The sequence below is a fragment of the Streptomyces sp. NPDC041796 genome (assembly GCF_055590785.1).
Genome location: NZ_JBVJAH010000008.1, coordinates 324,227 through 346,998, shown reverse-complemented (window position 1 = coordinate 346,998; position 22,772 = coordinate 324,227). Strand labels below are relative to the sequence as shown.

Annotated in this window: 9 protein-coding genes; 4 read left to right on the top strand and 5 right to left on the bottom strand. The window is 73.5% G+C overall.

The genetic code is table 11. The features are described 5' to 3' along the window. The first annotated feature begins 126 nt into the window (after positions 1 to 126). Positions 127 to 1,770 (top strand): (2,3-dihydroxybenzoyl)adenylate synthase, encoded by a 1,644-nt coding sequence (locus ACZ6C1_RS19095; RefSeq protein ID WP_469242260.1) that lies wholly within the window; start codon positions 127 to 129, stop codon positions 1,768 to 1,770. Between the two features lie 56 nt (positions 1,771 to 1,826). Further along, positions 1,827 to 2,039 carry an MbtH family protein gene (locus tag ACZ6C1_RS19090; RefSeq protein ID WP_469242259.1) on the top strand — a complete coding sequence of 71 codons (213 nt, stop codon included), beginning with the start codon at positions 1,827 to 1,829 and terminating at the stop codon, positions 2,037 to 2,039. A 64-nt stretch (positions 2,040 to 2,103) separates the two neighbouring features. Here ACZ6C1_RS19090 and ACZ6C1_RS19085 read toward each other — a convergent pair whose 3' ends face one another. The 5 genes from ACZ6C1_RS19085 to ACZ6C1_RS19065 form a co-directional block, all read right to left on the bottom strand. After that, positions 2,104 to 3,165, bottom strand: a complete 1,062-nt coding sequence (locus tag ACZ6C1_RS19085) for an ABC transporter substrate-binding protein (protein WP_469242258.1) — start codon at positions 3,163 to 3,165, stop codon at positions 2,104 to 2,106. 93 nt (positions 3,166 to 3,258) lie between these two features. Next, positions 3,259 to 4,095, bottom strand: a complete 837-nt coding sequence (locus tag ACZ6C1_RS19080; RefSeq protein ID WP_469242257.1) for an ABC transporter ATP-binding protein — start codon at positions 4,093 to 4,095, stop codon at positions 3,259 to 3,261. 2 nt (positions 4,096 to 4,097) lie between these two features. Then, positions 4,098 to 5,183: a FecCD family ABC transporter permease gene (locus ACZ6C1_RS19075; RefSeq protein ID WP_469242256.1), complete on the bottom strand. Its 1,086-nt coding sequence runs from the start codon at positions 5,181 to 5,183 to the stop codon at positions 4,098 to 4,100. Between the two features lie 3 nt (positions 5,184 to 5,186). Continuing rightward, positions 5,187 to 6,146, bottom strand: coding sequence for a FecCD family ABC transporter permease (locus ACZ6C1_RS19070; protein ID WP_469242323.1), 960 nt, complete (start codon positions 6,144 to 6,146; stop codon positions 5,187 to 5,189). A gap of 139 nt (positions 6,147 to 6,285) precedes the next feature. Further along, positions 6,286 to 7,692: an MFS transporter gene (locus tag ACZ6C1_RS19065; RefSeq protein ID WP_469242255.1), complete on the bottom strand. Its 1,407-nt coding sequence runs from the start codon at positions 7,690 to 7,692 to the stop codon at positions 6,286 to 6,288. Positions 7,693 to 7,856: 164 nt separating this feature from the next. Here ACZ6C1_RS19065 and ACZ6C1_RS19060 point away from each other — a divergent pair, with 164 nt between their 5' ends. Then, complete coding sequence (locus tag ACZ6C1_RS19060; protein WP_469242254.1) at positions 7,857 to 15,752, top strand: amino acid adenylation domain-containing protein; 7,896 nt, start codon at positions 7,857 to 7,859, stop codon at positions 15,750 to 15,752. Then, positions 15,749 to 22,756 (top strand): amino acid adenylation domain-containing protein, encoded by a 7,008-nt coding sequence (locus tag ACZ6C1_RS19055; protein ID WP_469242253.1) that lies wholly within the window; start codon positions 15,749 to 15,751, stop codon positions 22,754 to 22,756. The genes ACZ6C1_RS19060 and ACZ6C1_RS19055 overlap by 4 nt, the downstream gene beginning before the upstream one ends. Positions 22,757 to 22,772 lie beyond the last annotated feature (16 nt).

Genomic DNA, 22,772 nt, shown 5'->3' with positions numbered 1-22,772 from the left:
CGGGAGTTAGGTTAACCTAACCACACCTGTTTGTGGATGCCGATGGCAGCACCGGCGTCCGCACCATGAGCGAAAACCGAGCGAGGAGCGCCAGTCGCCCTCCGGCCACGAGAGTCGAGCCGAAACGTGACCCACATCGCCACAGAGCCTCCCTCGCCCCTGTCGTCGGGACTCACCCCATGGCCCACCGAGACCGCGGCCCGTTACGTCGCGTCAGGCCTCTGGGACGGCCGGACCCTCGGCACCCTGCTGCGCGACTGGACGGCCGAGTACGGCGAGCGCCTCGCGATCGTCGCCGGGCCGGAGCGGCTGACCTACCGGCAGCTCGACGAACGCGCCGACCGGATGGCGGCCGGGCTGGCGGACCTGGGCATACGCGCCGGTGACCGGGTGCTGGTGCAGCTGCCCAACACCGGGGCCTTCCCCGTGCTGTTCTTCGCCCTCGCCCGGCTGGGCGCGATCCCCGCGCTCACCCTGCCCGCGCACCGCATCACCGAGATCGGCCATCTGGCACGGCTGTCGGAGGCGGTGGCGTACGTCATCGCCGACGAGTACGCCGGATTCGACTACCGGGAGCTCGCCGCCGCCGTGCAGGCCGAGGCGCCCGGTCTGCGGCACGTGCTCGTGGCGGGCGACCCCGGCCCGTACACCGCGCTCGCCAAGGTCGACGCCGAACCTCGCGACTTCCCCGACCCCGACCCCGCCGACATCGCGCTGCTCCTGGTGTCCGGCGGAACCACCGGCGTCCCCAAACTCATTCCCCGCACCCACAACGACTACGGCTACAACGCCCGGGCCAGCGCGGAGGCGTGCGAGCTGTCGGCCACGACGGTGTACCTCGCCTGCCTGCCCATCGCCCACAATTTCCCGCTGGCCTGCCCGGGCATGCTCGGCACACTGTCCGTGGGCGGCCGTGTGGTCCTCTCCCCCTCCCCCGCGCCCGGTGACGCCTTCCCCCTGATCGAGGCCGAACGGGTCACGCACACCGCGCTGGTGCCGCCGCTGATCCCGCTGTGGACCGACGCGGCGGAGTGGGATCCGGCGGACATCTCCAGCCTGCGCGTCCTCCAGGCCGGCGGCTCCAAGCTCTCGGCGGACCTGGCCCGTACCATCCCCGACACGCTCGGCTGCTCCGTGCAGCAGGTGTTCGGCATGGCCGAGGGACTGCTCAACTACACCCGCTCCGACGACGACTCCGAAACCGTGGCGCTCAGCCAGGGGCGGCCCCTGAGCGACGACGACGAGCTGCGCATCGTGGACGCGAACGGACAGGATGTCGCGCCCGGTGAGGTCGGCGAGCTCCTGGTGCGCGGCCCGTACACCCTGCGCGGCTACTACCGCGCCCCCGAGGTGAACGCCACCGCCTTCACCCCGGACGGCTTCTACTGCTCCGGAGACCTGGTGCGGCGGCTGCCGTCGGGTCACCTGATCGTGGAGGGCCGGGTCAAGGACACCATCGACCGCAACGGCGAGAGCGTCTCCGCCGAGGAGGTCGAGACGCACGTCACGGCCCATCCGCAGGTGCGGCGCTGTGCCGCCGTCGGCCTGCCGGACGCCGGTCAGGGTGAGCGGATCTGCGCGGTCGTCGTCCCCGAAGGCCCCTCGGCTCCCACGCTCCAGGCCCTGCGGGCCTTCCTCCTGGAGCGCGGTGTCGCCGCGTTCAAGCTGCCCGACCGCGTGGAGACGGTGCCCGACCTGCCGTTGACCGCCATCGGGAAGATCGACAAGCGGTCCCTCGTGCGCATGCTGGAGGAGCGCGACCGCACCTGAGACGAAGTCCCTCCCCCACACGTCCCCATGTCCCACAGGAAAGAAGGCGTCACCCCATGACCAACCCCTTTGACGACGAGAACGGTTCCTTCCTCGTCCTGGTGAACGACGAGGGCCAGTACTCGCTGTGGCCCGCCTTCCAGGCCGCCCCCGAGGGCTGGCGGTCCGTTCTCGGCCCCGTCGGCCGCCCGGAGGCGCTGGCCCACGTGGAGGCCAACTGGACGGATCTGCGGCCGAAGAGCCTGATAGCGCAGTCGGCGGAGCGGTAGGCGTCCCGCCTCGCACAGCACACAGCCCCCTGCCGCGGCCGCGGCAGGGGGCTTCTCGCCGGCGTCACACGACGTCGGCGCGGGCCTTCGTGACGGCACCGGCGAGGTCGTTCAGCACCTTGGTGAAGCGCTGGTACGTGAACGGCGTCTCCGTCTGCCAGTCGGTGACCTGGCCGGCCTTGACGGCCGGGCTGGCCTTCCAGGTCGGGTAGGCGCCCAGCTGCTGGTGCGTCAGGCCGCCCTCGGGGCGGGCGTCCTCCAGGACCAGGTCGGCCTTGTAACGGCCGGCCTCCTCCCAGCTGAGGGACTCGAACCCGGCCTCCGGCTTGGCCGGCTTGACGATGTCGAGGCCGAGCTGCTGGAAGTACTTCACATCGCCGTGGAAGGCGGGGTCGGCCACGAAGAAGTTCTCCTTGGTGCCCGAGACCACGGCGACGGACAGGCCCTTCTTGGCCTTGGCGGCCGTGGTCACCGCGGCGGCGGCCGTCTCGAACTCGCGCTTGGCCTTCTGGATCTCCGCGCTCTCCGGGTCGGCGCCGAGCGCCGCGGCCAGCTCGCCGAAACGCTTGACGGCGTCCGGGACGGCTACTCCCATGAGCTGGATGACGGCGATCGGGGCGACCGCCTCGATCTTCTTGATGACGTCCTCGGGGATGTACCAGATCATCGGACCGTAGGCGATGGTGACGATGAGCTCCGGCTTGAGGGAGATCAGCTTCTCCATCTGGAACTCGCCGAAGTTGGTGCCGACCGAGGTGGTCTTCGACAGGTCGACGTTGCCGACCTGCGGGCTGGTCTTGCCGTCCGCGGTCTTCTGCGGACCGAAGATGCCGACCGGCTGGATGCCGAAGTCCCACAGCGCGGCCGCCGGGTGGGACTGCGCCACGATCCGCTCGGGGCGCTTCTTCAGGGTGATCTTCTTGCCCCGGTCGTCGGTGAAGCTCCAGGGGCCCGTGGCGGCCTTGTCGGAGCCGGACTTCCCGGAGCCCTTGCCCTTGTCGGAGTCACCGCAGGCGGCCAGCAGTCCCGCGGCGGCCACGGCCCCGCCGATGGCCAGGAAGCGACGGCGGTCGAGCCGGGTCGCCTGCGCGGACTCGATGGCGGGAGTGCTTCTGAAAAGGGGCATGGCTGTCCTTCCGAGCGACTGTTGCCGCGTGATGTGCAGGTGAGCGGTACGTGCGTGTGGGGAGTTGGGTGGTGCTGATCGGGGCGAGCGGTTTCAGATGGCGGTGGCGGCCGACTTCCGCCCGGTGCGCCCGCCGTGGTGGCGGCCGAACGGGATGATGTGCGGGCCGCCTCCGGCGGGGTCCTCGATGACCGTGCAGCTCAGGCCGAAGACCTCTTCGATGAGCTCTCGGCTGATGACCTCGGCGGGAACGCCCTGGGCGACGATCGCGCCGCCCTTCATGGCGATGACGTGATCGGCGTACCGGCAGGCGTGGTTGAGGTCGTGGAGCACCAGGACGACGGTCCGCCCCTGGTCACGGTTGAGGTCGACGACCAGATCCAGGATGTCGATCTGGTGCGCGAGGTCGAGGTGGTTGGTGGGTTCGTCGAGCAGCAGGACCGGGGTGCCCTGCGCCAGTGCCATGGCGATCCAGGCGCGTTGGCGCTGACCGCCCGACAACTCGTCCACACTGCGCTCGGCGTGCTCCAGCAGGCCCGTGGACTCGAGGGCACCGTACACCGCCTGCTCGTCGTCGGGTGACCACTGGCGCCACCACGACTGGTGCGGGCTGCGTCCCCGCTTGACCAGGTCGAGTACGGTGATGCCGTCCGGTGCCACCGGCGACTGGGGCAGCATGCCGAGCTCGCGTGCCAGCTCCTTGCTCCGCATGGTGTGGATGAGCCGCCCGTCCAGGTAGACGGCCCCCTCCTTCGGCGTGAGCAGCCGTGAGAGACCGCGCAGCAGCGTCGACTTGCCGCAGGCGTTGGCACCGACGACCGCGGTCACCCGCCCCGCGGGGATCGTCACGTCGAGGGCGTTCACCACGCGGCGGCCGTCGTACGCCAGGGTCAGACCCTCGGCCGTGAGCCCCTGCGGTCGTTCTTCCACGGTCAGCCTCCTGAGCCGGTGCGGTTGGACCTGCCGAGCAGCCAGAGCAGGCAGGGGGCGCCGAATACACCGGTCACGACGCCCACGGGCAGTTCGGTGCCGGGCAGCAGCTGGCGCCCCGCCAGATCCCCGGCCAGGACCACGAGGGAGCCGACCAGCGCGGACGGCAGCAGAGCGGGCCCCGGTGCGCGCACCAGGCGCAGGGCGATCTGGGGGGAGATCAGGGCGACGAACGCGATCGGCCCCGCGGCGGCGGTGGCGAACGACACCAGTCCGGCTCCGACGGCGAGCAGGGCGATCCGCGCGGTCTGCACCGGCATGCCCAGGACCTGCGCGATCTCGTCGCCGAACTGCAGCCCGCCCAGCCAGGGTGCGAGCACCAGCACGCACGGCAGCAGCACCGCGAGGGCGACGGCGAGCGGGCCGACGTGTTCCCAGTCGCGTGCGTTGAGGCTGCCGGTGAGCCACATCAGGGCCTGCTGGGCCTGGTAGATGCCGGCCTTGAGGAGCAGATAGCTGGTGGCGCTGGCGCCCAGGGCGGCGACGCCGATGCCGACGAGCACGATGCGGTAGCCGGTGGTGCCGGATTTCCAGGCCAGTACGTAGATGAGCGCCGACGCGCCGAGCCCGCCGATCAGCGCCAGGGTCTGCAGGCCGAGACCCGACCCCAGGCCGATCAGCATGCCGGCGGTCGCGGCGGTGGAGGCGCCCGCGGAGACGCCGATGATGTCGGGGCTCGCGAGCGGATTGCGGGTGAGCGTCTGGAAGATGGCTCCCGCCAGGCCGAAGGCCGCGCCGCAGAGCAGACCGACGAGGGCGCGCGGCAGGCGCAGCCCGTGGACCACCAGTGCGGTCGCGGGGTCGCCGCCGCCCGAGAGGCTCTGCACCACGTCCGTCAGCGGCAGGTCCAGTTCACCGAAGGCGATCTCGGCGAGGAACGCGGCGGCGACCGCCGCGGCGAGCAGCACGCTGACGAGGAGGCTCCGGGGCCTGAGGATCCAGGACGCGCCGGTCCTGGGCAGCCGGACGACCGTCCCGCCCGCCTTGCGTACGGCGGCGGCGCCGTGCGTGGTGTCGGTGACGTGCATGCCTCAGAGCTCCTGGATCCGGCGGCGGCGCACCAGCATGATGAAGAACGGTGCCCCGATGGCCGCGACGACGATGCCGACGTGGAGTTCGTCGGGCCGGGCGACGAGGCGTCCGGCGATGTCGGCGGCGAGCAGCAGACTCGGGCCGAGCAGGGCCGAGTACAGCAGGATCCAGCGGTGGTCGGGACCGGTGAAGAAGCGGGCGACGTGCGGGATGACCAGGCCGATGAAGGCGATCGGCCCGCACAGGGCCACCGCGCCGCCGGCGAGGAGGGTGACGGCCGCGCCGCCGCGCAGTCGCACCAGGCCGACCTTCTGTCCGAGGGCGGTGGCGACGCCCTCGCCCAGGGCGAGACTGTTGAGGGCCGGGGCGGTGGTGGCGGCCAGCACCGCCCCGACGGCGATGAAGGGGAGGACGTCGGTGAGGATCGCGGCCGGTTGTCCGGTCAGTGACCCCACGGCCCAGAAGCGGTAGTCGCCGAGCGCGGCGGCGTCGAACAGGAGGATGGCGCTCACGAGGGACTGGAGCAGTGCGGAGACGGCGGCCCCGGCGAGGGCGAGCTTGGCGGGTGTCGCCCCACCGCTGCCTGCGCCGCCCAGCGCGTACACCAGGGCCATCGCCGCCAGTGCCCCGGCGAAGGCGAACCACACGAAGCCGTGCACGGCGGTGATGCCGAGCAGTCCGGTGGTGAGGACGACGCCGAGCGATGCACCGGCGCTGATGCCGAGGAGGCCCGGGTCGGCGAGCGGGTTGCGGGTCAGGCCCTGCATCAGGGCCCCGGACATGCCGAGCGCGGCGCCGACGACGATCCCGAACTCCGTGCGGGGCAGCCTCATCTGATGGACGATTCCCGATTCCTCGGATCCGTCCGGGTTCAGCAGCAATTCGAGGACGCGGTCCGGGGCGATCGCCTTGGTGCCCAGCGCCATGGAGAGCAGGGCGAGCAACACGAGCACGCCGATGCACGCCGGTACGGCGACGAGATGCGGGGTGGTGCGTCGCGGAACCGTCTCGGGCGGTCGAACGGGCGCCGCGGATCGGCCCTGCGAGGTGAAAAACACATGGAAAGGATAGCCATACCTAAGTACTTGCTATCAAGGCTCAGGGCGCCGCCGTTGCGTCACTGTTACTCCCTACCGCCGAGTCACCCGCCGTTTTGTCCGGTCGCGGGGTGGGGGCGTCGGGGCCTTTCCACAGGGCGCGGTAGCGCAGCATGACCAGGGCCAGGGTGCCGACGCAGACAGCGCCTCCGGCGGCGACGGTGGTGGCCGGGCCGACGACCGAAGCCACAAGTCCGGCCAGGACACCGCCGAGTGCGGGCGCGGTCATGGCCTGGGCGAGCCAGAGGCTGCTCACCCGCCCCTGCAGGGGATCCGGGGTGTGCCGCATCAACAGCGTGCGGCGCATGATCTCCGAGATGGTGTCGGCCACACCGCCGAGCGCGAGGAAGAGCAGACCGAACCCGAGGAACGGGCTGAGTCCGAACCCGAGGCAGGCCAGCCCCCACGCGGCGACCGCCCCGCACAGCACCCGCCACTGGTGGCGCGTCCGGCCGGTCCACCCCGAGGCGAGCGAGGCCACCGCGGCGCCGATCATCGGAGCGGTGGTGAGCAGACCCACCAACTCCGCCCCTCCGCCGAAACGTTCCTCGGCGAACTGCGGGTAGAGGGCGGTCGGCGTGGCGAAGAGGGCGGCGCACAGGTCCACGACCAGCACGGCGGCGACGACGTCGCTGCCCCGGATGAACGCGAACCCCTCGCGCAGCGAGTGGAGAACACCGGGCCGGGTCGCGGTCCCGGACACGACGGCCCCGGTCCCGTCCTCGTCGGGCTTGCCAGTGTCGTCCTTGGTCAGGGGCACGGCACCGGCGTCCGCGACGGGGGCGGACTCGGCCTCCGGCCCCGTCGGCGGCATCGGCCCGAGCCGGGTCAGCAGCAGCGTGGTGGCCGCCGTGCCGGCCGCCGCGAGCGCGAAGGTGGTGGCGAGCCCGGGGCCGGCGATCAGTACGCCGCCGAGCATGGGTCCGGCGATCGAGCCGAGCGTGGTGGTGACCGTCACGAGGGCTCCGGTGGCGGGGATGTGCTCCTCGCTCACCAGCGTGGGCACCACGGCGGTGAGGGCGGTCTCCGCGACGCCCTCCGTGAAGCCGAACAGGGCCCCCGAGACATAGACGACCCACAGCGCCGGGCGGTCGGCCGCCGCGTTCGCCGACAGGGCCGCGAAGGTGACGACGGCCCAGCCGCTACCCACCAGGATGAGGCCCTTGCGGTCCCTGCGGTCGGTGAGCACTCCGCCCACCATGAAGCCGAGCAGCAGGCCCGTGCCGAGGACCAGGCTGACGGCCCCGACCTGCGCCGACGAGCCGGTCCGCTCGTAGACCTGCACGACCACGCCGACCGAGGTCAGCCCTATGCACAGCAGGGCGAGGACGCGGGTGGCCAGTACGAGCCCGAGCGGGCCGCCCGCCCTCAAGGGGGACAGATCCAGGGCCAGTTCTCTGATGCGCAACGCCGGTCCTCCGCCTCGGGGCCTCGACCCACCGGGCGGCGGCCCGGCGAGCGGGCTCACGATAGCAAGATAAGGCTATCCTAAGTTATGGTTCGGCCCATCAGTCAGGCCTTGAGGGGACGTGAACCTTCTTGTCGGGTGCGAACATCGGCCACAGCAAAGATGTGAATGAACGACGCCGTGAGCTGTTGCGTCGTCAACTGGCTGCTCGCGGCATCGCCCGGAAGCCGGACAACGAGGATCAAACCACTCAGGGCACGGCATCGGCCCTGACCGAGGGACCGGCGCCGCTCTCCTCCGCACAGCGCAGGATGTGGCTGCTGCACCAGTTGGAGCCCCGTGGCACCGCCTACAACATATGTGTAGCGGTACGCCTTTCAGGGGAGTTGTCCGTTCCGGGGCTGCGGCAGGCCCTGCGGACCGTGATCGAGCGGCACCACGTGCTGCGTACCGTCTACCGCGCCGGGGACGACGGGGAACCGGTCCAGGTCCTCGCCCCGGACACCGAGCCGGTCATCGGCGAGACCGATCTGACGGCGGTCGCGCCCGAGGACCGGCAGACCGCCACGGACGATGCGGCGGCCCGCCTGGCGGAGCGCCCGTTCGACCTGTCGGTGGACACGCCCGTCAGGCTGGAGATCCTGCGGTTCGCGGCGGACGAGCACGTTCTGGTGCTGGTCGCCCACCACATCGCCTGGGACGACGGCAGCTGGCAGGTCCTGCTCCAGGAGGTCGCCTCCGTCTACAAGAACGATGCTCCGCCGGAACTGCCCCTCCAGTACGCCGACCTCGCCGTGCGCGAGGCGCAGCGCGCGCCGTGGAACATGGCGGACCTCGACCACTGGCGCGAACGTCTCGCGGCCCCGCCCGCCCCTCTCCCGCTGCCCACGGACTTCCCCCGCTCCCCCGCCCGCACCGAGAAGGGCGGGCGGCTGGTCCGTACGCTGCCCGCGCCGCTGCGCGAGCGGATGCACGCGCTGTGCCGCGCCGAGGGCGTCAGCCCCTTCATGGCCCTGCTCGCGACCTTCAACGCGCTGCTGCACCGGACCGCCGGCGCGCCCGACGTCCTCGTCGGCTCGCCCGCCGTCCTGCGTACGGAAGGCGGCGCGGAACGGCTGGTGGGCAACTTCGGCAACACGCTGGTGCTGCGCACCCTGGCCGGCCCGGACACCACCTTCCGCTCGTTCCTCCAGCACGTCCGCGAGGTGTGTCTGAGCGCCTACGCGCACCAGACCGTGCCCTTCGACACGCTGGTCCAGGAGCTGCGCCCGGAGCGCGCGGCGGGACACCACGTGTTCTTCGACGTGATGTTCTCGCTGCGCAGCGACGTCTGGGAAGGTTTCGAACTGCCCGGTGTGAGGCTGACCGAGTGTCCGGTACCGGGCGGCGCTGCCGCGTTCGACCTGGCGGTGTCCGCCGTCCTGGACGGCTCGGGCACCCTCACTCTCGACACCACGTACCGCCGCGACCTCTATGCGCGGTCCACGGTCGAGCGCCTGCTCGGCCGGTTCGAGCGGCTGCTGGAAACGGCGCTGGACGCCCCGGACACGCCGCTCGGCGACCTCGACCTGCTGGATCCCGACGAGCGCGAACAGGTCCTGACGACCTGGGGCAGCGACCGGCGGCCGGTGGAGGGCGCCACCATGCCGGAGCTGTTCCGGGCCCGGGCCCGCCGCGATCCCGGGGCCACCGCGCTGGTCTGGGAGACCGAGGGCGGGCGGGAACACCGGCTGACCTACGCGGAGCTGGACGAGCGCTCCGACCGGCTCGCCGGTGACCTGGCGGCGCTGGGAGCCGGACCGGAACGCGTGGTGGCCGTGGCCCTCCCGCGCTCCGGTGACTTCCTGGTGGCCGCGCTCGCCGTGATGAAGGCCGGAGCCGCCTACCTGCCGGTCGATCCGGAGTACCCGGCCGACCGCATCGCGCTGATGCTGGAGGACGCCCGGCCCGGCCTGCTGGTGACGGACTCCGCGTCCGCCGCCCGGCTTCCGCGGGGTGACGTTCCCCTGGTCCGCCTCGACGACGACACGCGGCCCAGCCGGGACGCGCGGGCCGCCGTACACCCCGTGACACCCGGTCACGCGGCCTACCTGATCTACACCTCGGGGTCCACCGGGCGTCCCAAGGGCGTCGTGGTGACCCATGAGGGCATCCCGAGCCTGGTCTCCACCATGGCGGAGGAACTCGGCGCCGGCCCGGGCAGCACGGTGCTCCAGTTCGCGTCGTTCAGCTTCGACACCTCGGTGTGGGAGTGGACCATGGCCCTGCTCACCGGGGCGACGCTCGTGATCGTCCCCACCGAGAAGCGGCTCGGGCCGCCACTCGCCGAGTTCTGCGCACGGCACGCGGTCACCCATCTGACGCTGCCCCCCGGCGTGCTGGCCACGCTGCCGGACGAGCGGTCGCTGCCCGCCGGGACGACGCTGATCGTGGCCGGCGAGGCCTGCCCCGCCGAGCTCATGCGGCGCTGGTCGGCCACCACCCGGATGTTCAACTCGTACGGCCCCACCGAGACCACCGTCGACGCCACCCTGTGGACCTGCGCCCCGGATCACTCCGGTCCCGTCGTGCCCATCGGCGGCCCGGTGCACAACACGGCCGTACGGCTCCTGGACGACCGGCTCCACCCGGTGCCGCCCGGCTCGCCCGGTGAGCTGTACGTCTCCGGTGACGGGCTCGCGCGCGGCTACCTCGGCCGGCCGGGGCTCACCTCGGAGCGGTTCGTCGCCGATCCGTTCGGCGAGCCCGGCAGCCGTATGTACCGGACCGGCGACCTGGCCCGCTGGACCGCGGACGGGGTCCTGGAGTACCTGGGCCGGGTCGACCACCAGGTCAAGATCCGCGGCTTCCGGATCGAACCCGGTGAGATCGAGCAGCTCCTGCGCCGTGACCCGGCCGTCGCGCAGGCCGCCGTCATCGCCCGCGAGGACCAGCCGGGCGACCCGCGTCTGGTCGCCTACGTGGTGCCCCCCGAGGGAACTGCGACGCCCGACACCGCCCGGCTGCGGGACGAGCTGGCGGCCACGCTGCCCGCGCACATGGTGCCCGCCGCCATCGTCGTGCTGGAGCGGCTGCCGCTGACCAGCAACGGCAAGCTGGACCGCCGGGCGCTGCCCGCGCCGGTGTACACCCGCACGGACGGCCGGGAGCCCGCCACCCCGCGCGAGGCGAAGCTGTGCGAGCTGTTCGCCACCGTGCTCGATGTTCCCGGGGTCGGACCGGACGACGACTTCTTCCTGCTCGGCGGCCACTCGATGCTCGCCGCACGGCTGATCACCCGCGTCCAGACCGAGTTCGGGACCCGGCCCGCCCTGCGCGCGCTGTTCGACGCGCCGACGCCCGCCGCGCTGACCCGCGTACTCGACGAGGCCGAGGGCCGGGCCGAGGACACCGAACACCCGCCGCTCACCGCCGGTCTGGCGGGCGAGCCCGCGCCGCTGTCGTTCGCGCAGCAGCGGCTGTGGCTGCTCCACCGCCTGGAGGAGCCGGGTCCGGCGTACAACATCCCCACCGCCCTCCGCATCAAGGGCCCGCTGGACCGCGCCGCCCTGGCAGGAGCCGTCGCGGACGTCGCCGTACGGCACGACATCCTGCGTACGGTCTTCGTCGAGCGTGACGGAGTACCGTGCCAGGTCGTCCTGGAGCCGGAGCGGGGCCCGCGACTGGAGGTGCGCCGCTCGACCGCCGCCGGTGTGGAGGCGGAACTGGCCGCCGCCGCGGCACACGTGTTCGCCCTCGCAGAGGAACCGCCGCTGCGCGTCGTGCTGTTCGAGATCGCTCCCGAGGAGCATGTGCTGCTGCTTCTGCTGCACCACATCGCCGGGGACGGGCAGTCACTGCCGGTACTGGTCCGCGACCTGGCCGACGCCTACCGGGCGCGGTCGGCCGGCCGGTCGCCCGACTGGCCCGAGCTGCCCGTGCGGTACGCCGACTTCGCCGTCTGGCAGCGGCGGTTGCTCGGAGACGCCGATGACCCGGGCAGCATGACCGCGCGGCAGGCCGCGTTCTGGAAGGAGGCCCTGCGGGGCGCGCCCGACGAACTGCGGCTGCCCACCGACCGGCCGCGTCCGCCCGAGTCGTCCAACAGGGGCGGGATGGTCCGGTTCACCGTCGAACCCGAACTGGCCCTCCAGGTGCGTACGCTCGCGGCCACGCTCGGCGTCACCCCGTTCATGGTCTACCAGGCGGCCGTGGCGGCCCTGCTGAGCAGGCTGGGTGCCGGCGACGACATCCCGATCGGCACGCCCGTCGCGGGACGCGGGGAGGAGTCGCTCGACGACCTCGTCGGCTTCTTCGTCAACACGCTCGTCCTGCGCACGGACGTCTCGGGCGCCCCGTCGTTCGAGGCTCTGCTGCGGCGGGTCCGGGACACGGCAGTGGCCGCGTTCGAGCACCAGGACCTTCCGTTCGAGCGGCTGGTGGAGATCCTCAACCCGCCGCGTTCCACCGCCCGTCACCCGCTGTTCCAGGTGATGGTGGTACACCAGAGCGGCACGGCGTCGCAGCTCCCCGTCGAGGGTCTGCGAACCCGGCCGCACGTGGTGTCCACCGGCACGGCGACGTTCGACCTGAGCCTGACGTTCATCGAGCGGTTCGACCCGGTCGGTGAGAGGGACGCGGTCAGCGGCTTCGCCGAGTACAGCGCGGACCTGTTCGACCCCAGCACGGTCGAGGAGCTGACCGGTCGCCTGGTGCGGCTGCTCGCCGCCGCCGTCGCCCGGCCGGACCTGCCCGTCGGTGACCACGACCTGCTGACCGAGGAGGAGCGGGGCACGCTGCTGGCCCGCCCCGTGCCGGCACCCGAGGCGCCCCTGCTGCACGAGGCGTTCGCCCGGCAGGCCCGGGCCACCCCGGACGCGGTCGCTCTGGTTCTCGGTTCCGGCTCCGGTGCCGTCGAGCGGATCGATTACGCCGAGCTCGACGCCCGGGTGGAGCGGATCGCCCGGCTGGTCGCCGCGCGGGGGGCGGGCCGGGAGCGGCTCGTCGCACTGGCGCTGCCGCGCCACGAGATGGTCGCCGCGCTGCTCGGTGTCCTGCGTGCGGGCGCGGCGTTCCTGCCGCTGGACCCCTCCTACCCGGTGGAGCGGCTGGCGCAGACCCTGGACGACGCCGCTCCCGTGTGCCTGCTGACCACGCGCGAGCTGGCGGACGGCCTGCCGCGGCGGCCGGAACTGCCGGTGGTGTTCGTGGACGCCGAGGCGCCGGAGACACCCGTGCCCCCGACGCCCGCCCGGCCCGGCGACGCCGCGTACGTGATCTACACCTCCGGGTCGACCGGGCGCCCCAAGGGCGTGGTGGTGACCCACGCGAACCTGGCCAACCTGTTCTCCGCGCACACCTCGACGCTGTTCCCGCCCGAGGTGCCCGAGACCGGCGGCCGCAGGCTGCGGGTGGGGCACATCGCCTCGTTCGCGTTCGACGCCTCGCTCGACCCGGTGCTGCTGATGGTGGGCGGGCACGAGCTCCACGTCCTGGACGAGCTGAGCTATCCGGACGCCGAGGCCGTGGCCGCGTACGTCGCGGAGGAGCGGATCGACTACCTGGACCTCACGCCCGCCCATCTCCAGCAGCTCATCAAGCACGGCCTCCTGGAGGAGGGCAGGCACCGCCCCGCCCTGCTGGGCCCGGGCGCGGACGCCATGCCGGACTCCCTGTGGCGGGAGCTCGGCGCCCATCCGGCGACGACGGCGTACAACTTCTACGGCCCGACCGAGTGCACCGTGGACTCGGTCGTCGCCCGGGTCACCGGTGAGGGCACGCCCCGCATCGGACGGCCCATCAGGGGCGCGACGGCGTACGTGCTGGACGAGCGGCTGCGGCCGGTCCCGCCGGGCGTGACCGGCGAGCTGTACCTCGCGGGCGCGGGTCTCGCCCGCGGCTACCTCGGACGGCCCTCCCTGACCGCCGAGCGGTTCACCGCCGACCCGTACGGACCGGCGGGGTCCCGCATGTACCGCACGGGCGACCTGGCGCGCTGGACCTTCGACGGGGAGCTGGAGTGCCTCGGCCGGGCCGACCACCAGGTCAAGATCCGCGGCTTCCGCATCGAACCGGGGGAGATCGAGGCCGTCCTAGGGCGGCACGAGAGCGTCGCCGAGGTCGCGGTGATCGCCCGCGACGACCTGCCCGGCTCGCGCCGTCTGGTGGCCTACGTGGTCGCGGCACCCGGCCACCCGGCCGAGCCCGCCGTCTGGCGGGCCCATGCGAGCGCCCTGCTGCCCGAGCACATGGTGCCCGCGCTGTGGGTGCCGATGGAGCGGCTGCCGCAGTCGGCCAACCGCAAGCTGGACCGTGCCGCGCTGCCGGTGCCCGAGCTGCCCGAACAGGGCGGTGGACGGGCACCGGTGACCGAGGTGGAGAGGCTGTTCTGCGACCTGTTCGCCACCCTGCTCGACCAGGAGACGGTGGACGCCGACGGCAACTTCTTCGAGCTGGGCGGCGACAGCATCATCTCCCTCCAGCTGGTCGGCCGGGCCCGGGCGGCGGGCTGGGCGCTCGGGCCCCGCGACGTCTTCCGCCACCAGACACCGGCCGCGCTGGCCACCGTCGTCCAGCGGGTGCAGGACGGCCCGGACCGGACGCCGGACGACGGGGTCGGGCGCGTTCCGGAGACGCCGATCATGGCGTGGCTGCGGGAGCTCGCCGAATCGGCCTCTCCCGTCGCCTCCGTCGACGGCTACAGCCAGGGCATGACGCTGCACACCCCGGCGGGGCTGACGTTCGACCGGCTCACCGCCGTGCTCCAGGCGGTGCTCGACCGCCACCCGGCCCTGCGGGCCCGCCTGGTGCGCGCGGCGGACGGCTCCTGGCAGCTCGACGCCCCGCCGCCCGGCGCGGTACGTGCCGGGGACGTGCTGCGGCGCGCCGAGGCGGACCCCGCCACGGAGGCCGCGGCCGCCCGTGACCGGCTGAGCCCCGCGTCCGGCGTCATGGTGCAGGCGGTGTGGTGGGAACCGGACGGCGCGGACACGAGCGGCCGTCTGGTCCTGGTCATCCACCACCTGGTGGTCGACGGCGTGTCCTGGCGTGTGCTGTGCGCCGATCTGGCCGCCGCGTGGCGGGGCGAGCAGGCGCCACCGGTCGGCACGTCGCTGCGCGCCTGGGGCGAGCTGCTGCGCGCGTACGCCCGGCGCGACGCGACCGTCCGGCAGGCCGACGACTGGGCCCGTGCCCTGGGCTCCGGTGGTACGCCGGTGGCGGGCCGCGCCCTCGACCCCGCCCGGGACACCGCCGCGACCTCCCGCAGGCACACCGTGTCCGTGGGCACCGACGACACCGAGGCGCTGCTGACCCGCGTGCCCGCGGCCTTCCACGCGGGGGTCGAGGACGTCCTGCTGACGGCCCTGGCCCTCGCCGTGGCCGAGCACCGGCGGGCGTCTTCGGGCAGTGGCGCCGCGGACCCGGGGGTGAGCGTGCAGCTTGAGGGTCACGGCCGTGAGGAGTCCGTCGCGGACGGCACCGATCTGGCCCAGACCGTGGGCTGGTTCACGACCGTGCACCCGGTGCGGCTCGATCCCGGGCCGGTCGACCTGGCCGAGGCCCGCGCCGGCGGCCCGGCGGTGGGGCGGGCGCTGAAGGCCGTCAAGGAGCAGCTGCGGGCCGTGACCGACGGCGGTCTTGGGTTCGGGGCGCTGCGCCACCTCAACCCGGAGACCGCGGGCCGCCTGGCCGGGCTGCCCGTACCCGAGATCTGCTTCAACTACCTGGGGCGGTTCGGCTCCGGCGGTGCCGGGGAACCGTGGCAGCCGGTGGCGGAGGACGACGGCCTGTTCCACGGAGTGGACCCGGCCCTGCCTCTCGCCCACGCCCTGGAGATCGACGTCCATGTCGCGGCCGGACCCGAGGGGGCGCGGCTGAGCGCCACGTGGTCGTACGCGGGCGAAGCCGTGGACGTCGACGTCGTGCGGTCCCTCGCCGACGGCTGGCTGGCGTACCTGGCCGCTCTGGTCGCCCACACCGACGAGCCCGACGCGGGGGGCTGGACACCCTCCGACCTCTCCCTGATCTCCCTCAGCCAGGACGAGATCGACGATTTCGAAGCCGACTGGAGGCTTTCGTGACTGCCCGCTCCAAGCTGGAGGACATCCTCCCGCTGACCCCGCTGCAAGAGGGACTGCTGTTCCGCGCGGAGCTCGACACCGACGGCCACGACGTCTACGTGGGACGGCTCACCCTGACGCTGCGCGGGCCGCTGGACGAGCCGAGGCTGCGGGCCGCCGCCCAGTCCCTGCTGGACCGCCACCCGGGCCTGCGGGCCGCGTTCCGCCGCAACCGGCAGGGCAAGGCGGCGGCGCTCATCCCCTCCCGGGTGCAGGTCCCTTGGAGCTTCACCGACCTGGCGGGGCTGCCCGACGGCGAGCGGGACCGGGAGGCCGAACGCCTCACCGCCCGGGACGGCGAGCGGGGGTTCGACCTCGGGCAGCCGCCGCTGGTCCGGTTCACCCTGCTGCGCCTGGCGCCCGGGCTGCACAGGCTGGTGCTCACCAACCACCACATCGTGCTCGACGGCTGGTCCCAGCCGCTGCTGGTCCAGGAGCTGTTCGCGCACTACGCGGCCGACGGCCGCCGCCCGCTGCCGCCGGCGGCCTCCCCGAGGGTGTACCTGGACTGGCTCGCCGCCCAGGACCGTGCCGCCGCCGAGGCCGCGTGGCGGACCGCGCTGGCGGACGTGGACGGTCCGGCCCTCGTGGCACCCGGCGCGTCCGAGTCGGTGACGGTCCCGCCGCGCAAGGTCGTCGTCGAACTCGACCGGGAGCTGACCGCCTCGGTCACCGCCGCCGCCCGGTCCCGCGGCCTGACCCTGGGCACCGTGGTCCAGGGCGCCTGGGCGCTCACACTGGGACGTTCCCTCGGCCGGGAGGACGTCGTGTTCGGCACCACGGTGTCCGGGCGGCCCGCGGACCTGCCCGGGGTCGAGTCGATGGTCGGCGTGTTCGTCAACACCGTCCCGGTACGGGTCACCCTGCCCCCGGACGAGCCGTTCGCGAAGGCCCTGGCCCGCCTCCAGGAGGAGCAGTCGGCGCTGGTCGCGCACCAGCACCTGGGCCTGGCCGAGGTGCAGCGCGTGGCCGGCGGACGGGAGCTGTTCGACACGCTGGCCGTGGTGGAGAACTACCCGTTCGACCCCGAGTCGCTGGCCGAACTCGCCCCCGGGCTCCGCCTGGAGGCCGCCGGCGGCGACGAGGGCGTGCACTACCCGCTGGCGCTGACCGTGCTGCCGGGCGCGTGCCTGCGGCTCGAACTGGGGTACCGGCCCGACGCGTTGGACGAGGAGCGGGTACGGGCCGTCGCCGAGCGGCTCCACCGCGCCTTCGAGGCGTTCGTCACCGCACCGGACGGCCCCCTGGGGCGCGTCGACCTGCTCGGGCCGGACGAGACGCGGCTGCTGACCGCGCCCGGCCCCGCCCACGCCGTACCGGACACCACCCTGACCGCGCTCCTCGCGGAGCAGGTGGCCCGCACCCCGGACGCGACCGCCGTGGTGTTCGAGGGCACGGAGCTGAGCTACGCCGAACTGGACGCCCGGGCCGAGCGGATCGCGGGCCGGCTCGTCCGGCAGGGGGCGGGGCCGGGCACGGTGGTCGCCGTCGCGCTGCCCCGCTCCACCGACCTGGTGGTGGCGCTGGCCGCCGTCCTGCGCGCCGGTGCCGCGTACCTGCCCGTGGACCCCGGCTACCCGGCGGACCGCATTGCCTACATGCTGCGCGACGCGCGCCCGGTCGCCGTCCTGACGGACACCGCGACGCTGGACCTGCTTCCCCCGGCGGAGGGTGTGCTCACCCTCGACGGTCCGGAGGCGGCGGCTCTCCCGCTCCCCGAGGGCGCGCCCCCGGTGTCCGTCTCCCCGGCGGATCCGGCGTACGTCATCTACACCTCCGGTTCGACAGGCCGCCCCAAGGGGGTCGTCGTGCCCCACTCGGCGATCGTCAACCGGCTGCTGTGGACGCAGGACGAGTACGGCCTGACGGGGGCCGACCGCGTGCTCCAGAAGACGCCCTCCAGCTTCGACGTGTCGGTGTGGGAGTTCTTCTGGCCGCTGATCACCGGAGCGACGCTGGTGGTGGCCCGCCCCGGGGGTCACCTGGACCCGCAGTACCTGGCCCGGCTGATCCAGGAACAGGGCGTCACCACCGCCCACTTCGTCCCGTCGATGCTGCGCGCGTTCCTCGCCGAGCCCGACGCCGCCGGCTGCACGGGCCTCACCCGGGTGCTGTGCAGCGGTGAGGCGCTCACGCCCGACCTGGTGCGCGGGTTCCACGGGCTGTTCGGCGGCTCGGTGGAACTGCACAACCTGTACGGCCCCACCGAGGCGGCCGTGGACGTCACCTCCTGGCAGTGCGCCGGCGACGGCCGGGACCGTGACGGTGTGCCGATCGGCCGTCCGGTGTGGAACACCTCGGCGTACGTCCTGAACGCGGCGCTGCGTCCGGTCCCGACCGGTGTACCGGGCGAGCTGTACCTGGCGGGCCCTCAGCTGGCCCACGGCTACCTCGGGCGGGCGGGGCTGACCTCCGAGCGGTTCGTCGCCGACCCCTTCGGGCCGCCCGGGAGCCGCATGTACCGCACGGGCGACCTGGCCCGGCGCGGCGCGGACGGGGTGATCGAGTATCTCGGCCGGACCGACGACCAGGTGAAGATACGCGGGTTCCGCATCGAGCCCGGTGAGATCGAGGGCGTACTGGCCCTGCACCCCGGCGTGCGGGAGGCGGCCGTGGTGGCCCGGCGCGACCTCGGCGCGGACGGCGACCCGGTGCTGGTCGCCTACGCGACGGGGGCGGCCGGTCCCGCGGAGCTGCGCCGTCACCTGGCGGCGGCGCTGCCGGAGCACATGGTGCCGTCCGCGTTCGTCGTGCTGGACGCGCTTCCGCTGACGCCCAGCGGGAAGCTGGACCGCCGCGCCCTGCCCGCGCCCCAGCTCGACCGGCCGGTCGCCGGCCGCCGCCCGCGCAACCCGTCGGAGGAGATCCTCTGCGACCTGTTCGCCGAGGTCCTCGGCGTGCCGGAGGTCGGCGTCGACGACGACTTCTTCGCCCTGGGCGGGCACTCGCTGCTCGCGACACGGCTCGCCAGCCGGGTCCGCTCGACCATGGGTGTCGAGCTGGCGCTGCGGACGGTCTTCGACGCGCCCACGGTCGCCGCCCTGGCGCAACGGCTGGGCACTCGCAGCAGCCGGCCGCCGCTGCGGGCCGGGATGCGGCCCGATCCGCTGCCGCTGTCGTTCGCACAGCAGCGCATGTGGTTCCTGTACCGGCTGGAGGGGCCGAACCCGGCCTACAACATGGCTTTCGCGGCCCGGCTCACCGGCGCCCTCGACGCCGCCGCGCTCCGGTCGGCGCTCGGTGACCTGACCGACCGGCACGAGGCGCTGCGCACCGTGCTGCCCGACGAAGCCGGTACGCCCCGGCAGGTCGTCCTCGGCGCGGAATCCGCACGGCCAGAGCTGCCGGTCACTCCGGTGACCGAGGCGGAGCTGGCCGGGCGGCTCGCGGACGCGGCGGCGCGGCCGTTCCGCATCGACGAGGAGGCGCCCTTCGCCGCCGAGCTGTTCGCCCTGGGTGCCGACGAGCACGTCCTCATCCTGGTGCTGCACCACATCGCGGCCGACGGCTGGTCCGCGCTGCCGCTGCTGCGGGACCTGGCGGACGCCTACACCGCGCGTGCCGGGGGCGAGCGGCCCGGCTGGTCGCCGCTGCCCGTCGGTTACGCCGACCACGCCGTGTGGCAGCGACAGCTCCTCGGTGACGAGGGGGACCCGAACGGGGTGCTGCACCAGCAGGCGGAGTTCTGGCGCAAGGCGCTGGACGGCCTGCCGGAGGAGCTCCCGCTGCCCACGGACCGGCCCCGGCCCGCCGTGCCGAGCCTGCGCGGGGCCACCGTCGACGTCGACGTCCCCCCGTCCCTGCACCGGGCCGTGCGGGCCTTGGCGCGCCGCTGCGACGCCAGCGTGTTCATGGTGCTGCACGCGGCGCTGGGGGCGCTGCTCAACCGGCTGGGCGCCGGTGCGGACATCCCCGTCGGGACGCCGATCGCGGGGCGCGGTGACGACGCCGTGGACGACGTCGTGGGCTTCTTCGCCAATACGTTGGTGCTGCGCACCGACACGTCCGGCGATCCGGGCTTCCGGGAGCTGGTGGCCCGTGTCCGGGAGACCGACCTGGCGGCGTACGCGCACCAGGACCTCCCGTTCGAGCGTCTGGTGGAGCTGCTCAACCCGGCCCGTTCCATGGCCCGCCACCCGCTGTTCCAGGTGATGCTGAGCCACCAGGCGAGGCCCTCGATGGACCTGGCGCTCGGGGACGTCTCCGTCCGGCAGGAGCCGGTGGACATGGGGACCGCGAAGTTCGACCTGGCCTTCGAGATCGTGGAGGAGCACGGTGTCGACGGAATGCGGCTGGGCGTCGAGTACAGCACCGACCTGTTCGACCACGACACGGTCGCCAACATGGCCACCCGCTTCCTGCGGGTGCTCCAGGCCGTCACCGACGACCCCGACCGGCCGCTGGGCAGTCTGGACCTGCTGTCCGCCGACGAGCGCCGCCACGTGCTCGTCGACTGGAAGGGCGACGTGGTCGAGGCGCCGGTCGCGACGCTGACCGAGCTGTTCACCCGCCAGGTGGAGCGCACGCCGGACGCCACGGCTCTGGTGTGCGGCGACATCGCGTACACGTTCGCCCAGTTGGAGCGGCGTACGGCGCGGCTGGCCCGCGTTCTGAGGGACCGGGGTGTGGGGCCCGAGCGGATGGTGGCGATGCTGCTGCCGCGTGCCGCGGACACGGTGGTCGCGCTGCTGGCCGTCATGCGTGCCGGTGGGGCGTACGTACCCATCGACCCCGGCTACCCGGCGGGGCGTATCGCGCACATCCTCGGCGATTCCCGGCCCCGGCTGCTCATCACCACCGGGGAGCTGGCCCACCTGGCCGGAGAGGGCGGGACCGAGACGCTGGTCCTGGACGCGCCGGAGACACAGGCGCTGCTGGCGGACGAGAGCCTGGAGACGGGCGAGAGCCTGGAGACGGGCGAGCTGCCGCACCCGCTGCCCCAGCACCCGGCGTACGTCATCTACACCTCCGGTTCCACGGGCCTGCCCAAGGGCGTCGTGGTGGAGCACCGGAGCATCGCCAACCTGTTCCACAGCCACCGCGAACTCCTCTACCGGCCCACCGTCGCGGCGGCGGGCGGGCGGAGTCTGCGGGTGGCCCACGGCTGGTCGTTCGCCTTCGACGCCTCGTGGCAGCCCCAGCTCTGGATGCTCGACGGGCACGCGCTGCACATCGTCACCGAGGACACGCTGCGCGACCCGGACCTGCTGGTGTCTTTCATCACCGAGCACCGCATCGACTTCATCGAGGTCACCCCGTCGCACGCGATGCAGCTCGCGGGCGCCGGACTCGTCCAGGACGGCCGCTGCCCGCTGCTCGCGCTGGGTGTCGGCGGCGAGGCGGTCCCGTCCCCGCTGTGGCGGGACATGCGGGCGCTTCGGGGCACGGCGGGGTACAACCTGTACGGCCCCACCGAGTGCACGGTCGACGCGCTGGCCGCGCGGGTGTCCGACGGTGAACGTCCGCTGGTGGGACGGCCGACCGCGAACACCACCGCGTACGTCCTGGACGCCCGGCTCCAGCCGGTGCCCGCCGGGGTGATCGGGGAGCTTTACCTGGCGGGGGCCGGCCTCGCCCGCGGCTACCTGGACCGGCGCTCGCTGACGGCGGAGCGCTTCGTGGCGGACCCGTTCGGCCCGCCCGGCACCCGGATGTACCGCACGGGTGACCTGGTCCGCTGGATGCCGGACGGCACGATCGACTACCTGGGCCGCACGGACGACCAGGTGAAGATACGCGGCTTCCGGATCGAGCTCGGCGAGATCACCGCCGCGCTGGCGGCCGATCCGTCGGTCGTCCAGGCGGCCGTGGACGTACGGGAGGACGGACCCGGGGGCAAGCGCATCGTCGCCTACGTCGTCCCCGCGGCGGGCGCCGTCTTCGATCCGGGCGCGCTGCGGGCCGAGCTGACCCGGATGCTGCCGGACTACATGGTGCCGTCGGCCTTCGTGGAGCTGGACGCGCTGCCGCTGACCGACCACGGCAAGCTCGACCGGCGGGCGTTGCCGGCGCCGCAGGAGGCGGAGCGGCGTACGGGCCGGGGCCCGCGGGACCTCACCGAGGCACTGGTCTGCGAGGTCTTCGCGGAGGTGCTGGAGGTGCCGGAGGTGGGCGTCGACGACGACTTCTTCGGTCTCGGCGGCCACTCGATGCTGCTGGTGCGGCTGCGGGACCGGCTGCACGACGCGACCGGGCTGCAGGTGGCGGTGGCGGACCTCTTCCGTCACCCGACGGCGGCCGCGCTCGCCGGGCGGCTGCGGACCGCGGCGGACGCGGGGCCGGGCCTGGACGTGCTGTTCACCCTCCGTCCGGCCGGGGACCGTGCGCCTTTGTGGTGCCCGGCGCCCGCCACCGGCCTCGGCTGGCGGTACGCGGCCCTGCGGGCCCATGTGCCGGACGACGTACCGATCCACGCCCTCCAGGCACCCAACCTGGCGGGCGGACCGGCGGTGGAGTCGCTGGAGCAGTTGGTCGACGTGTACCTGGCGGAGCTGACGCGGGTTCAGCCGCACGGGCCCTACCGGCTGCTGGGCTGGTCCTTGGGCGGTGTGGTCGCCCAGGCCCTGGCCTGCCGTCTGCAGGAGCGGGGTGAGGACGTCGGCCTGCTGGCGCTGCTCGACGCCTATCCGGGCGCGGGTGACGCGTCGGTGGAGGAGCCGGGCACGGAAACCGTGGACGCCGCGGTGGAGGGGCTGGGCCTGGTGGAGTCGGCGGTGACGGCGATGCGCGCGAACCACGCGGCGGCCGGCCGGCTGCTGTCGTCCTTCTCCCCCGCCCGGTACCGGGGCACCCTGCTCCACTTCAGGGCGTCGGACGCGCCGCGCCCGGCGGAGGACTGGGAGCCGTACACCGACGGGGAGGTCGTGGTTCACACGGTCGCGGAGGACCATGACGGTCTCCTCGACCCGGCGGCGGTGCGGCGGATCGCGGCCGTGCTGTCCGGGCACGACCGGGCGTGGCAGTAGCCGGCCGACGAAGGAC

What these genes read in the sequence shown, in the direction of transcription:
- ACZ6C1_RS19090 (WP_469242259.1), top strand. Translation starts at nt 1,827, where the DNA reads ATGACCAACCCCTTTGACGACGAGAACGGTTCCTTCCTCGTCCTGGTG.
- ACZ6C1_RS19085 (WP_469242258.1), bottom strand. Translation starts at nt 3,165, where the DNA reads ATGCCCCTTTTCAGAAGCACTCCCGCCATCGAGTCCGCGCAGGCGACC.
- ACZ6C1_RS19075 (WP_469242256.1), bottom strand. Translation starts at nt 5,183, where the DNA reads ATGCACGTCACCGACACCACGCACGGCGCCGCCGCCGTACGCAAGGCG.